Source organism: Rhizobium sp. 268 (assembly GCF_036571585.1).
GTDB classification, from domain to species: Bacteria; Pseudomonadota; Alphaproteobacteria; order Rhizobiales; family Rhizobiaceae; genus Rhizobium; species Rhizobium redzepovicii.
Window position 1 is genome coordinate 93,643 of record NZ_JAPPSO010000016.1, and the last position, 14,155, is coordinate 107,797.

Annotated in this window: 13 protein-coding genes; 10 read left to right on the forward strand and 3 right to left on the reverse strand. The window is 62.1% G+C overall.

All coding sequences use genetic code 11. From position 1 onward, the window contains the following. Positions 1-22 precede the first annotated feature (22 nt). The 6 genes from ftsZ (at position 23) to ligA (ending at position 8,894) form a co-directional block, all read left to right on the forward strand. Positions 23-1,738: a cell division protein FtsZ gene (gene ftsZ / locus OS035_RS27195; protein WP_097628251.1), complete on the forward strand. Its 1,716-nt coding sequence runs from the start codon at positions 23-25 to the stop codon at positions 1,736-1,738. 261 nt (positions 1,739-1,999) lie between these two features. After that, positions 2,000-2,956 (forward strand): UDP-3-O-acyl-N-acetylglucosamine deacetylase, encoded by a 957-nt coding sequence (gene lpxC, locus OS035_RS27200; protein WP_097628252.1) that lies wholly within the window; start codon positions 2,000-2,002, stop codon positions 2,954-2,956. A 244-nt stretch (positions 2,957-3,200) separates the two neighbouring features. Continuing rightward, positions 3,201-4,070, forward strand: coding sequence for an outer membrane protein assembly factor BamD (locus tag OS035_RS27205; RefSeq protein ID WP_172643284.1), 870 nt, complete (start codon positions 3,201-3,203; stop codon positions 4,068-4,070). Between the two features lie 5 nt (positions 4,071-4,075). Beyond that, positions 4,076-5,749 (forward strand): DNA repair protein RecN, encoded by a 1,674-nt coding sequence (gene recN, locus OS035_RS27210; protein ID WP_097628253.1) that lies wholly within the window; start codon positions 4,076-4,078, stop codon positions 5,747-5,749. A gap of 73 nt (positions 5,750-5,822) precedes the next feature. Then, a complete protein-coding gene (locus OS035_RS27215; RefSeq protein WP_097628254.1) occupies positions 5,823-6,350 on the forward strand; it encodes a DUF6886 family protein in 528 nt (175 codons plus the stop codon). Positions 6,351-6,737: 387 nt separating this feature from the next. Beyond that, positions 6,738-8,894, forward strand: a complete 2,157-nt coding sequence (ligA, locus tag OS035_RS27220; RefSeq protein ID WP_097628255.1) for an NAD-dependent DNA ligase LigA — start codon at positions 6,738-6,740, stop codon at positions 8,892-8,894. 35 nt (positions 8,895-8,929) lie between these two features. Here the strand turns inward: ligA and OS035_RS27225 are convergent, their stop codons facing one another. After that, positions 8,930-9,466, reverse strand: a complete 537-nt coding sequence (locus OS035_RS27225) for a GNAT family N-acetyltransferase (RefSeq protein ID WP_097628256.1) — start codon at positions 9,464-9,466, stop codon at positions 8,930-8,932. 284 nt (positions 9,467-9,750) lie between these two features. On the opposite strand from OS035_RS27225, the gene OS035_RS27230 reads away from it, so the two are divergent. Both OS035_RS27230 and OS035_RS27235 read left to right on the forward strand, forming a co-directional pair. Beyond that, complete coding sequence (locus OS035_RS27230) at positions 9,751-10,341, forward strand: 3'-5' exonuclease (protein WP_331814262.1); 591 nt, start codon at positions 9,751-9,753, stop codon at positions 10,339-10,341. 180 nt (positions 10,342-10,521) lie between these two features. Further along, positions 10,522-11,013: a CreA family protein gene (locus OS035_RS27235; RefSeq protein WP_097628258.1), complete on the forward strand. Its 492-nt coding sequence runs from the start codon at positions 10,522-10,524 to the stop codon at positions 11,011-11,013. Positions 11,014-11,249: 236 nt separating this feature from the next. On the opposite strand, the gene OS035_RS27240 is transcribed toward OS035_RS27235, so the two are convergent. After that, complete coding sequence (locus tag OS035_RS27240) at positions 11,250-11,720, reverse strand: chemotaxis protein CheW (protein ID WP_003541378.1); 471 nt, start codon at positions 11,718-11,720, stop codon at positions 11,250-11,252. A gap of 319 nt (positions 11,721-12,039) precedes the next feature. Between OS035_RS27240 and OS035_RS27245 the strand changes: the two genes are divergently transcribed. Together OS035_RS27245 and OS035_RS27250 are read left to right on the forward strand one after the other, a co-directional pair. Further along, complete coding sequence (locus tag OS035_RS27245) at positions 12,040-12,642, forward strand: SCO family protein (protein ID WP_097628259.1); 603 nt, start codon at positions 12,040-12,042, stop codon at positions 12,640-12,642. A 68-nt stretch (positions 12,643-12,710) separates the two neighbouring features. After that, positions 12,711-13,589, forward strand: coding sequence for a 50S ribosomal protein L11 methyltransferase (locus OS035_RS27250; protein ID WP_097628260.1), 879 nt, complete (start codon positions 12,711-12,713; stop codon positions 13,587-13,589). Positions 13,590-13,952: 363 nt separating this feature from the next. Here the strand turns inward: OS035_RS27250 and OS035_RS27255 are convergent, their stop codons facing one another. Further along, entirely contained in the window at positions 13,953-14,126 is a 174-nt protein-coding gene (locus OS035_RS27255) for a hypothetical protein (RefSeq protein ID WP_165503931.1), read from the reverse strand. Between the last annotated feature and the right edge of the window lie 29 nt (positions 14,127-14,155).

The following is a 14,155-nucleotide window of genomic DNA, read 5'->3' on the forward strand; positions in this document are numbered from 1 at the left end:
AGAGAGAGAAGGAACAGGTACCATGACCATCAAGCTGCAAAAGCCTGACATCACAGAGCTGAAGCCGCGCATCACCGTATTCGGCGTTGGCGGCGGTGGCGGCAACGCCGTCAACAACATGATCACCGCCGGTCTCCAGGGCGTCGACTTCGTCGTCGCCAACACGGATGCCCAGGCGCTGACGATGACGAAGGCGGAGCGGGTCATCCAGCTCGGCGCCAACGTCACTGAAGGCCTCGGCGCCGGTTCGCAGCCGGAAGTCGGCCGCGCGGCCGCCGAAGAGTGCATCGACGAGATCATCGATCACCTGAACGGCACGCATATGTGCTTCGTCACCGCCGGCATGGGCGGCGGCACCGGCACGGGCGCAGCGCCCGTCGTCGCCCAGGCCGCCCGCAACAAGGGCATCCTGACGGTCGGCGTCGTCACCAAGCCGTTCCATTTCGAAGGCGGGCGCCGCATGCGCCTGGCGGAGATGGGCATCCAGGAACTGCAGAAGTCTGTCGACACGCTGATCGTCATTCCGAACCAGAACCTCTTCCGCATTGCCAACGACAAGACCACCTTCGCCGACGCTTTCGCGATGGCCGACCAGGTTCTCTATTCGGGCGTTGCCTGCATCACCGACCTGATGGTGAAGGAAGGTCTCATCAACCTCGACTTCGCCGACGTCCGCTCGGTCATGCGCGAAATGGGCCGCGCGATGATGGGTACCGGCGAAGCTTCCGGCTCCGGCCGCGCGCTGCAGGCCGCCGAGGCCGCGATCGCCAACCCGCTGCTCGACGAAACCTCGATGAAGGGCGCCCAGGGCCTGCTGATCTCCATTACCGGCGGTCGCGACCTCACCCTCTTCGAAGTCGACGAAGCCGCGACCCGCATCCGCGAGGAAGTCGATCCCGACGCCAACATCATTCTCGGCGCCACCTTCGACGAATCGCTTGAGGGCATCATCCGCGTCTCGGTCGTCGCAACCGGCATCGATCGGGCGATCAGCGAAGCCGCCGAGCGCAACGTTCAGCCGGTCGCAAGGCCTGCTATCCGTCCCTCCGCGGCTGTTGCTCCGGCAGCGGCCGCAGTTCAGCCTGCCCCCGTGATGCAGGCACCGAAGGTGGTGGATCCGATCGCGCAGACCATCCGCGAAGCCGAGATGGAACGCGAACTCGAATTCCCGGCCCCGCGTGCCAGCGCCCCGGTACAGCAGCCAGTGGTACAGCAGGAAACCTTCCGTCCGCAGAGCAAGATTTTCGCGCCTGCTCCGGAAGCTCCCGTCACGCGTCCCCAGGTGCAGCAGCAGGCTCCAGCGCCCGTCATGAGCCAGCCGATCGTGAGCCAGCCCGTCCAGCAGCAGCCGGTCCGGCAGGAGCCGATCATCCGCCAGGCGCCCGAACCGATGCGCATGCCGAAGGTCGAGGATTTCCCGCCGGTCGTCCAGGCCGAACTCGACCACCGCACGCAGCCGGCTTCCGCGCATGCAGCGGAAGAGCGCGGTCCGATGGGCCTGCTCAAGCGAATCACCAATTCGCTCGGCCGTCGCGACGACGAAGCCGTGGCCGCCGACATGACCGCCGCACCGCCGGCCGCTTCGCAGCAGCGCCGTCCGCTGTCGCCTGAAGCAAGCCTCTACGCACCGCGTCGCGGCAATCTCGATGATCAGGGCAGGGCGGTTCCGCAGGCGCGGATGATGCAGGAAGACGACCAGCTGGAAATCCCGGCATTCCTGCGTCGCCAGTCGAATTGAGCGGCTAACTCTGCACCGTTCATGCCCGGGATCAAGGTCCCGGGCATTGCTGTTTTTCAGTCCGTGATTCGCTAGCGATTTCAATCGTGTGACTTCGTTACAAAGCGAAAGAAACAGTGATTTGGATTGGAGCGCCGGGGCACGTAAGTATGGTGCAAGGAAACTGCCCCACGAGTCCTTTTGACAGGCTCGTTGTACAGAATGAACGATGACCGCGCCGATTGGGCAGACTGCCGGTGCGGAAGAATAAAGGCAGAATTTATGGCAATTGGCTTGCTGGGTTTTCAAACGACGGTATCGCGTCCCGTGACGCTTTCGGGCATCGGGGTCCATTCGGGTGCTAATGTCTCGATCACGCTGAACCCGGCCGAATCGGATACCGGCGTCATTTTCCAGCGCATGCATGCCAATGGCGATATCACCGAACTCAAGGCCGTCTCCTCGCAGGTCGGCAATACCGACCTCTGCACCGTACTCGGCTTCTCGCCCGCCCATTCGGTCGCGACGATCGAGCATGTGATGGCGGCGATCTATGCGCTCGGCCTCGACAATGTGGTGATCGAGGTGCAGGGCTCCGAAATGCCGATCATGGACGGCAGTTCGCTGCCCTTCGTCGAGGCGATCGAGCAGGTCGGCCTGGTCTCGCTTGGCGTCAAGCGCCGCTATATCCGCATTACCAAGCCGGTGCGAATCGAGCATGGCGGCTCCTGGAGCGAATTCCGTCCCTATGACGGCACGCGCTTCGAGGTCGAGATCGATTTCGACTGCCCGCTGATCGGCCGGCAGAAGTGGGCCGGCGACATGACCGCGGCCGTCTTCAAGGCCGAGCTTTCCCGCGCCCGCACCTTCGGCTTCATGCGCGATGTCGAGCGTCTCTGGGCTTCGGGCCACGCGCTCGGCTCCTCGCTCGAAAATTCCGTCGTCATCTCGGACGACAATACCGTCATCAACGTCGAAGGGCTGCGTTACGCCAAGGACGAATTCGTCCGCCACAAGACGCTTGATGCCGTCGGTGATCTATCGCTTGCCGGCGCGCCGTTCATCGGCTGCTACCGGTCCTACCGCGGTGGCCATAAGATGAATGCCAATGCGCTGAAGGCGCTGCTCGCCGATCCCTCCGCCTATGAGGTTGTGGAGACGTCGACGCCGCGCCAGCGTGTCGCCGCCCGCGAACTGATCGCGGTCAGCGCTTCCGGATTCGCTCCCTGGTCGGCATGACCTCCAGCATATTCTCAAGACCAGGCCGCCTCTTTCCCGGAGGCGGTTTTTTTATGTCCGCCGGGTCAGATGCTTTACTGCCACAGGTCGGGGAAGAAGAGGAAAAGCCGGGCATTCCCCGGCTGCTGCCACAAAAATGCGTTAATGCCTTATCATTGCGTTGCTCTTGATGCACATTTATGGCTAGAAACGGCAGCGAGGCGTGGCTGCCGTGGAGCGAGCGGCGGCAGTGGGGTTCTTTCGAATGGGTTATGCAGGATCTGACGGTATGATGAAGACAGCGCGTGCTTTGTTCGCATCGCTTCTGGTGCTCAGCGCGGGCGCCTCGATATCCGGCTGCCAGTCGGATCCCGATATCGACATCACCAAGCTCGGCCTCGAAACCGATCCGCCGGATGTGCTCTACACACAGGGCCTTGCCAACATGAAGGCCGGCAACATGGCGGAAGCGGCGCGCAAGTTCGACGCCATCGACCGCGAGAACCCGTTCTCCGAATGGGCGCGCAAGGCGCTTGTCATGAGCACTTTCGTCAAATACCGCCAGGGCCGCCTGGACGATGCGCTTACATCCGGCAACCGCTACATGTCGCAATATCCGAAATCACAGGATGCGGCCTATGTGCAGTATCTCATCGGTCTCACCTATTCCAAGCAGATCGTCGACGTGACCCAGGATCAGCGCGCCTCGGCCAAGACGATCGAAGCGATGCAGGCCGTCATCGACAATTATCCGAACTCCGAATATGTCGACGACGCCCAGGCCAAGATCCGCTTTGCGCGGGACCAGCTCGCCGGCAAGGAAATGCAGATCGGCCGCTACTACATGGAGCGGAAGGAATATCTCGCCGCGATCTCGCGCTTCCGCATCGTCGTCGAGAAATATCCGAATACGAACCAGATCGAAGAGGCCTTGGCGCGTCTCGTCGAGGCTTATTACGCCATGGGCATTGTCGACGAGGCGCAGACGGCGGCTGCCGTCCTCGGCCACAATTATCCCGACAGCCAGTGGTACGCCGATTCCTACAAGCTGCTGCAGACCGGCGGTGCCGAGCCGCGTGAAAACAAGGGCTCGTGGATCGCTGCGGCAGGCAAGAAACTCCTGCTCGGTTCCTGAGGCCAATGCTGATCCAGCTTTCGATCCGCGATATCGTCCTGATCGAGCGGCTGGATCTTGCCTTCGAGACCGGCCTCTCCGTACTGACGGGCGAGACCGGAGCAGGCAAATCCATCCTGCTCGATAGCCTGTCGCTGGCGCTCGGTGGACGCGGCGATGGCGATCTGGTGCGCCACGGCGAGGACAGGGGCCAGGTGACGGCGGTGTTCGATGTCGGCATGGACCACGGCGCCCGCAAGTTGCTGCGTGAAAACGGCATCGACGACGAGGGCGACCTGATCTTCCGTCGCCAGCAATCGGCGGACGGGCGCACCAAGGCCTATGTCAACGATCAGCCGGTCAGCGTGCAGCTGATGCGTCAGGCCGGCCAGATGCTGGTCGAAATCCACGGCCAGCACGACGATCGCGCCCTTGTCGACACCAATGCCCACCGCACTCTGCTCGATGCCTTCGCCGGTCTCACCGATGAGGTTTCGGAGGTTTCCCGGCTTTATCGTCTGTGGCGCGACAGCGAGCGGATGCTAAAGAAGCACCGCGAGAAGGTGGAAGGTGCGGCGCGCGAAGCCGACTATCTCCGATCTTCCGTCGAAGAGCTTGAGAAGCTCTCGCCGCAAGATGGCGAGGAGGACGAACTCGCCGACCGCCGGCAGAAGATGATGAAGGCGGAGCGAATCGCCGGCGATATCGCCGAGGCCTCCGAGTTCCTGAACGGCAATGCCTCGCCCGTGCCTCATATCGCTTCGCTGGTGCGACGGCTGGAGCGCAAGAGCCATGAGGCGCCGGGCCTGCTTGAAGACACCGTGACGCTGCTCGATGCCGCGCTCGACCAGCTTTCCAACGCCCAGATGGAAGTCGAGGCGGCATTGCGCAAGACAGAATACGATCCGAGAGAGCTGGAGCGGGTGGAGGAGCGGCTTTTCGCGCTCAGGGCTGCTTCGCGAAAATACTCGGTGCCCGTCACCGAGCTGCCGGCTCTTGCCGTCCGCATGATCGCCGATCTTGCCGACCTCGATGCGGGCGAGGAAAGGCTTGCCAGGCTCGAAGCCGAAGTCGGCCTGGCGCACGAGAATTACGATACGGCGGCGCGCTCGCTCTCCGACAAGCGCCATCATGCCGGCACCGCACTGGCTACGGCCGTCATGACGGAGCTGCCGGCGCTGAAGCTCGAACGCGCCCGTTTCATGGTCGAGATCACCACGGATGCGCAGGAGGCGCTTGCCGAAGGCATCGACGTCGTCGAGTTCCATGTCCAGACCAATCCGGGCACGCGGCCGGGCTCGATCATGAAGGTCGCCTCCGGTGGCGAGCTGTCGCGTTTCCTGCTGGCGCTGAAGGTGGCGCTTGCCGATCGCGGATCGGCTCCGACGCTCGTCTTCGACGAAATCGATACCGGCGTCGGCGGTGCGGTGGCCGATGCGATCGGCCTGCGGCTGAAGCGGCTGTCGGAGCGGGTGCAGGTGCTGTCTGTCACGCATGCGCCGCAGGTCGCCGCGAGAGCGGCGACGCATCTTCTGATCTCCAAAGGGCCGGTCGCCGAAGGGTCGGAAAAGATCGCCACGCGCGTGGCAACGATGGAGCAGAAGGACCGCACCGAAGAGATCGCCCGGATGCTGGCCGGAGCTTCGGTGACCGAAGAGGCGAGGGCGGCGGCGAAGCGGCTGCTGGCCGGCAACGGCTGATCGCCAGACGGCCGCTGTGACATGCGTTCGATTCACATTATGCCAATCGCTCGTTCAGCGGTGATCCCTCGCCATGCGGCTTTTCCATTTCAGCGACGATCCCGATATTGCCATATTCGAACCGCGCCCCGTCCGCATTCCCTCCATTCGCCCGCTCGGCCGGGAATGGCTGAATGGTCCGCTCGTCTGGGCGATCGATGGCGATCATGACTTCATGTATCTCTTTCCGCGCGACTGCCCGCGCATTCTGGCATGGGCAACGTCGGATACGCCGGAGGCCGAACGGCGGCGCTGGCTCGGCGATTGGCGCGCCGTCGCCTTTGTCGAGCGTCATTGGCTGGAAAGGCTCGAGGCAGAGACGATCCATCGTTACGAGATGCCGGCGGAGGAGTTCGAAGATCTTGACGATGCGGGCATGTGGGTATCGCGCAGACGCGTCATTCCCACGGAACGGGTTGCCATATCGCGGCTCGATCGGGAGTTTGCGCCGCGCCGGGTGGAGCTTCGAGTGCTCGACAGTCTGCGGCCGCTGAAGGGCCTCTGGACCACCAGCCTGCATGTCAGCGGTATCCGGTTGCGCAATGCGAGGGATTGGGAATAGGGCGGGGAGGGTATTCAAATGCTATCCGTCTGTGCGATGCTCCGCGTGTCGAATTTTGGCGAGAAAGCCGGCCCCAACCTCCCTCATTCCTGTGCCCGTCACAGGAATCCAGTGCGCCCAAGTCCTTGGGCGCAGAAGACTCTTCTTCGGTGCAAGAGAGTCAATCTCCGCGCAGACGCGCGGTGGCTGGATTCCTGTGACAGGCACAGGAATGAGGGTGGAAAGGTCAGCGGTCCGTCTGTACGTCAGCGGTGTCCGGCTGCGTACTGCTGCGGACTGGGGTAGAGCTATCTTCGCAACGCGACAGATATTGCCTCTCTTTTCATCCGGCAATTTTGCTCTAAAAACAATGCAGATTTCTGGCCAGATTCTCTGGAGTGATATTCCATGTCCACCGAAGGTTCCGCCGTCGACACGTTGACGATCGAAGAGGCTGCCGCCGAGCTTGAGCGGCTGGCAAAGGAGATCGCGCATCACGACGCGCTCTACCATGGCAGGGACCGGCCAGAGATTTCGGATGCGGATTACGACGCGTTGAAGCGCCGCAACGATGCGCTGGAGGTACGGTTTCCCGAGCTGATCCGCGAGGATAGCCCGTCGCGGCGGGTGGGTGCTGCGCCCTCCGTCACCTTCTCGCCCGTCGTCCATGCGCGGCCGATGCTGTCGCTCGACAACACGTTTTCGCAGGAGGACGTGCAGGATTTCGTCGCCAGCGTTTATCGCTTCCTCGGCCGTCTGCCGGACCAGTCGATCGCCTTTACCGCCGAGCCGAAGATCGACGGTCTGTCGATGTCGATCCGTTACGAGAACGGTAGGCTGGTGACGGCTGCCACACGTGGTGACGGCACGACGGGCGAGAACGTCACCGCCAATATTCGCACCATTGCCGAAATCCCCAACGAGCTGCCAAAGGGGGTACCCGCGGTGGTGGAGATTCGTGGCGAGGTCTATATGGCCAAGAGCGACTTCCTGGCCCTGAACCGGCAGATGGAAGCAGAGGGCAAGCAGACCTATGTCAATCCGCGCAATACAGCCGCCGGGTCGCTGCGCCAGCTCGACGCCAAGGTGACGGCGAGCCGCAAGCTGAAATTCTTCGCCTATGCCTGGGGCGAGATTTCGGAAATGCCAGCCGACACGCAATTCGGCATGGTGCAGACCTTCAAGGACTGGGGTTTTCCTGTGAACCCGCTGATGAAGCGGCTGAATTCGGTCGCCGACATCCTCGCGCATTACGACGAGATCGGCCTCGAGCGCCCGGATCTCGACTACGACATCGACGGCGTCGTCTATAAAGTCGACAGTCTCGAACTGCAGGCCCGTCTCGGCTTTCGTTCGCGTTCACCGCGCTGGGCGACGGCGCATAAATTTCCGGCCGAACAGGCCTTCACCGAGGTCGAGAAAATCGAGATCCAGGTCGGCCGCACCGGCGCGCTGACGCCGGTGGCGCGGCTGAAGCCGATCACCGTCGGCGGCGTGGTCGTCACCAATGCGACGCTGCACAACGAGGACTATATCAAGGGTATCGGCAATAGCGGCGAGCGCATTCGGCCTGAAGATCACGATATCCGCGAAGGAGATACCGTCATCGTCCAGCGCGCTGGTGACGTCATTCCGCAGATCCTCGACGTGGTGATGGAAAAGCGCCTGGCCGACGCCCGGTCGTACGAATTTCCGAAAACCTGCCCGGTCTGCGGCTCGCATGCGGTGCGCGAGGTCAACGAGAAGACCGGCAAGATGGATTCGGTGCGTCGCTGCACCGGCGGTTTCATCTGCCGGGCGCAGGCGACCGAGCATCTGAAGCACTTCGTCTCGCGCAACGCCTTCGACATCGAGGGGCTCGGTTCGAAGCAGATCGACTTCTTCTTCGAACACGAGGATGCGTCGCTGCAGATCCGCACCGCGCCCGAAATCTTCACGCTGGAGAAGCGCCAGCAGCAATCGCTGACCAAGCTGGAGAATATCGACGGCTTCGGCAAGGTCAGCGTCGGCAAGCTTTATACGGCGATCAACGAACGGCGCAGCATTGCACTCCACCGCTTCATCTATGCGCTCGGAATCCGTCATGTCGGCGAGACCACGGCAAAGCTGCTGGCGCGCTCCTACGGAACTTACGAAGCCTTTGCGACTGCGATGAAGGAGGCGGCACCGCTTTCCGGCGACGCCTGGAACGATCTCAACGCCATCGAGGGCATCGGCGAGGTGGTGGCGCGCGCCATGGTCGAATTCTACAAGGAACCGCGTAATGTCGAGGTGATTACCCGGCTGCTCGAGGAAGTGACGCCCCAGCAGGCCGAACAGCCGGTAACGACCGGCAGTCCAGTCGCCGGCAAGACCGTGGTTTTTACCGGCTCGCTGGAAAAGTTCACTCGCGACGAGGCGAAGGCGAGGGCGGAAAGCCTCGGCGCCAAGGTGGCGGGATCGGTCTCCAAGAAGACCGACATCGTCGTCGCCGGACCCGGCGCCGGCTCGAAGCTCGACAAGGCGCGCGAACTCGGCGTGCAGACGATGGACGAGGACGAGTGGCTGGCGCTGATCAGCGGGTGAGAGGCTGATGACGGCAAGCCGCCAGCCTCGTCCACTCACAGCCTGAGCCGGGCCATCGTATAGGCGTCGACATACTTTCCCGCTCGAAAGCCGAAGGCTTTCAGCAGGCCCTCCCGCTCGAAGCCGAACGTCTTATAGAGGCCGATGGCGGCGTCGTTGTCGGTGTAGACGGTCAGTTCCAGCCGTTTGACATCCAGCCAATCGTCGGCGGCCTCGACCATGGCGCCGAGCAGGATGCGGCCGAAACCGCGGCCGGTGAAATCGTCATGTATCCCCATGCCGAGGCTGGCGACGTGCTGCCTGCGGCCGGAGAGACGGTGGAGGCCGCAATTGCCGACGATCTTGCCATCCAAGGTAACAACGAGGTTGAGCGCGCCCGGCGATGGGTTTTCCATGTATTTGCGGACCTCTTCGACCCTTTGGTACGGCGGCCGCAGGGTGCCGGCCCGATAGCCTGGCAGATTTATGAGATCGGTGATCTCCTCCGCATCGGCGAGGCGGACGGCGCGCACGAGGACGCCTTCCGGCAGGCGCGGCCGGCGGCCAGGCTCAGTCTCTTCGTTTTCAGACATTGGCTGCTCTCCGTTCGTTTCAGGAGGAGAGCCCGGGTTTTGGAAAACCCTGCTCGCCTCGGCAGGGTTTTCGGGGGTGATCGGATCGCTGCTAACGCGCCATCGCTCCCGCGTACCCTTCAAGGGTCGTGGTGTGATGAATAAGCGCTGCCACGGTCACGGAGCCGATCATGGCGGCAAGTTTGGATATGCCGGGTGAAAAGTCAACCGTACGTCGTGCCGAATTTGCGCGGCCGGGAGCGGGGCGGTATTTCTGTTCCCGAGGAAATGATTCGGGTACTGATTTGAAGACCATTGCGATTGACTTCGAGACGGCGAACGAACAGCGCGGCAGCGCCTGTTCCGTCGGCCTTGCCTGGATCGAGGAGGGCAGGGTCACGCGTGTCGAGGAGCGGCTGATCCGGCCGCGCGACATGCGTTTTTCCGGGATGAACATCGCGATTCACGGCATCCGGCCGGAGCACGTCGAGGATGCGCCCGAATTTCCCCAGGTGATGGACGAGTTCCACGAGGATATCAGCGGCGCAACGATGATCGCGCATAATGCCGCCTTCGATTTCAGCGTCTGGCGGGCGTGCCTCGATCTCTACCGGCAATCCTATCCGGAGCTGACCTATCTCTGCAGCCTGAAGATGGCGCAGCGGATCTGGCCGCACTTCCTTTCGCATCGGCTGAACCTGATCGCCGAGCATCTCGGCTTGCGTTTTGTGCACCACAATGCGGCCGAGGACGCCATCGTTTGCGCGGCTGCGGCCATCGAGATGGCGAAGGCGGTCAAGGCCAATGCCGTTCACGCCATACCGGCGCTGATCGGCATGAAGCCTGGCCGGCTGACGGCGCGGGCCTATGAGCCCTGCACCTGCCGGAAAGGCTGATCCTTTCCCGCAGTCGGCCTTTCTTGCAAAGCATGTGGACGCACTTATCTAGAAGGCGGATTATTCAGCGCATAACCCCAGTAATCGGAATCGATTTTCGTAAAGGATTATGCGCAGATTCAAAGTGATAGAGCGTCCTTAGCGCGTCCGGTCGGACGCGCGGCGCTCTAAGGAGCCGCCATGTCCAACCTGCGCAATCTTCTTTTCGCCGCCTTCTCCTTCGCCACCCTTTCCGCAGGCGCCGCCTCGGCCGAGGTCGTCGGCAAGGTCGGGGTCGACTGGATCGGCAACGACATCATCGTCGAGGCGCTCTCCGATCCGGAGGTCAAGGGCGTCACCTGCCACGTCACCTATTTCGACCGCAGCCTGATCGACCGGTTCAAGAACGGCAACTGGTTCGAAGATCCCTCCAACAATTCCATCGCCTGCCGGCAGACGGGGCCGATCGAGATCGGCAATATCGACCTGTCCAAGGATGGCAGCGAAGTGTTCCGGCAGGGCATGTCGCTGATCTGGAAGACGCTGGTCGTCAATCGCATCTACGACAAGGCCAACGACACGCTGATCTATCTCGCCCATTCCAGGGAACTGACGGATGGCTCTGCGAAGATGTCGATCTCGACGATTCCGCTCTATGGGCAGACTGTCACGTGGAAGAATGGGAAGCCGTAAAGCTCAGGGACTACTGTCCTCGGTGATGAAGACCCCGCCCCACAAGAGGGAGGGGCTTAATTTGGCGCACCCGCTTTCCAGATTCTCGACGTTTCGGGGGAATGAGGCGTAGCCCCGGTTAGTCCCTCCCCCTTGGGGGAGGGGTTTTGCACACGGAAATCATGCCTGCCGCACTCTCGACACCTAATAAAAAAGCCCGGACGAGCCGGGCCTTCCAATGCCAGAATGGAAAAGTATCAAGCGGCCTGAGTCAGCTCGTCGGCGATAACCGTATCGAGGTTCAGGAAGCAGACCATGGTCTTTTCCAGTGCGACGATGCCGCGGCAGAAGGCGCGCTGGGCTTCCGGGATGATTTCCGGCGGCGGCTGCAGGTCTTCGCTCTTGATAGTCATCATGTCGGAAACCTGCTCGACCAGCAGGCCGACCAGCTTGCCGGCGATGTCGGTGACGATGATCGCCGAGCGCTCGGAGGGCTCAGTCATCTTCATGCCGAGGCGGCAGGCCATGTCGATGACGGGGATCACCGCGCCGCGCAGATTGATGAGGCCGAGCACGTAGGGCGGGGTGTGCGGCATCGGCGTCACCGGCGCCCAGCCGCGGATTTCGCGGATGGCCATGATGTCGATGCAGAACTCCTGGTCGCCCAGGTGGAACGAGACGATTTCGAGATAAGCGCCCGACTGCTTGATGGCGTTGTTGTTGTTCATGGTCAGAATTCTTCCCAGTTATCCCCGGCGGAGTAGCGATGCAGAACTGCCGTTAAATATAGATGTGACGGCTTAAGTCTTTCCTAACGATATGTATTTTGGGATTGTCCGTCGCTCTGAAGGCAAGCTATTCACAAACATCGATTTTTTTATCGTGCTGATTTCTGGGGGGCGATTTCCGGTCGGGGAACGGCTGCGGCCGATGAGACAATTAATCACGGGTCAGAAAACATATTGTTGAGTTGCGCCCCTTCGGTCGAGACTATAATCACGCCGGAAGAGGCGGGCGGCGCATCCGCCTGGATCGAGGATCTCGCCAATGAAGACATTCCGCATCGCCGTCTGGGTCGGTGTCCTGATACTTGCCGGGGTTCTCGGCTTCGTCAGATGGTATCCTTTGAAATCGGGGGATGTGGCGGCGGAGGCGCCCTTCGGTGTTCCATTTACCCTGGTCTCGCAGAGCGGGCAGCCGATCACCGAAGAAGCGTTGCGCGGCAAGCCGACGGCGCTGTTTTTCGGCTTTACCCACTGCCCAGAGGTTTGCCCGACGACGCTCTTCGAGCTAAACGGCTGGATGGAGAAGGTCGACCCCAAGGGTGACAAGCTGCAAGCCTATTTCGTGACTGTCGATCCAGAGCGCGACACGCCCGAGATTATGAACGAATACGTCTCCAACGTTTCCAGGCGCATCACCGGCATTTCGGGTCCGCCGGACAAGATTGCCGAAGTCATCAAGGGTTTCCGCGTCTATGCCAAGAAGGTGCCGGTCGACGAGAAGGATCCGAACGGCGATTACACGATGGATCACACCGCCTCGGTCTTCTTACTCGATTCGGCCGGGCGGTTTGCCGGAACGATCGCCTATGGCGAAAACCCGGACACGGCGGTAAAGAAGCTGGAGAATCTCGTCAATAAGGGGTGATGGTTTCAGCGTGATGGGGCGTTGCCTCGACCGGTGGCGAGCAACGGAAACGGGAAAGACCGCCTATCGTGAGTGAAATCCGCCTTTACGTGACGACGACCGAGAGCAAGGCCGAAGAGATCCTCGATCTTCTGAGTGCGGTCTTCGGCGAAGAAGACTTTGCCATCGGCACCACCGAGATCGACGAGAAGAAAGATATCTGGGAAGCCTCGATCTATATGATGGCCGAAGACGAGGCCGAAGTGCATTCCCGCGTCGAGGCCGCATTGAAGGCCTCTTTCCCCGATGCCCGGCTGGAGCGGGAAGTCATCCCCGATGTCGACTGGGTCGTGAAATCGCTGGAGGGGCTGAAGCCTGTCAGGGCGGGGCGCTTCCTGGTGCACGGCTCGCATGACCGCGACAAGGTCCGCCCCGGCGATATCGCCATCGAGATCGATGCCGGCCAGGCCTTCGGAACCGGCCATCACGGCACGACCGCCGGCTGCCTCGAGGCGATCGACGCCGTGGTGCGGTCGCGCCCGGTCTGCAACGCGCTCGATCTCGGCACCGGTAGCGGCGTGCTGGCGATTGCGGTGCGCAAGCTCAAGAACATACCGGTGCTCGCAACCGACATCGACCCGATCGCGACGCGGGTGGCGGCAGAAAACGTGCGCCGCAACGGCATCGCCTCGGGCATCGTCACCCGGACTGCGCCGGGCTTTCATTCGACGGCCTTTTCCGAGCATGGTCCCTTCGATCTGATCATCGCCAACATTCTCGCCCGGCCGCTGATCCGCATGGCGCCGAAGCTTGCGACGCATCTCGCACCCGGCGGCTCGGTGATCCTTTCGGGCATTCTCGCCGCGCAGCGCTGGAAGGTGATCGCCGCCTATAGCGGCGCGAGGCTTCGGCATGTCAGGACGATCTGGCGGAACGGCTGGGTGACGATCCATTTCGATCGGCCTTGAGTTTTTGGGGCGATGAGGAGGCGAGTGCCTGTCTGATGGCGCATCCGACGCGGTGTTTCACTGCGCCGGCGGCGAGTTTGGCGAGAACATCACCTCATTGCCGCATGGATGCTCGGCTCAAGGCCGCATGACGGAGCGTGGGGTCGACGGAAGGAGCCATTCACCGTACCGGCGCCTATATCAGGAACCTGTCCACCAGCTAAACCCTACCGACGACAACAAAAAAGGCGGTGCCGATGGCACCGCCTTGGACCGGTCTATCCGGTCAATGCCCGCGAGCTCAAAGGGGAGGAGCGCTCGAGCGGGCTCTACTGCATTCCAATAGGCCGGTCCGGGAGGGAGGAGACGGACGGGCTTTCAGACTCAGAACGCGTAGCTGGGAGCGCCGTTGTGGCGCGTGGCGCGCTGGCCCGCGCCGAGCAGCTTGAGGCTGTCGTCGTTCTGCGGCCGGCGGGCGCCGATGACGTGACGTACGGTCTGGCGTTCGCCAGCCTGCACCGGGCTGCTGTATGCGAAGCGCGAGAGAGAGGCGGCCATTTCAAGAATTCCTTTGTTGCAGGTTCATC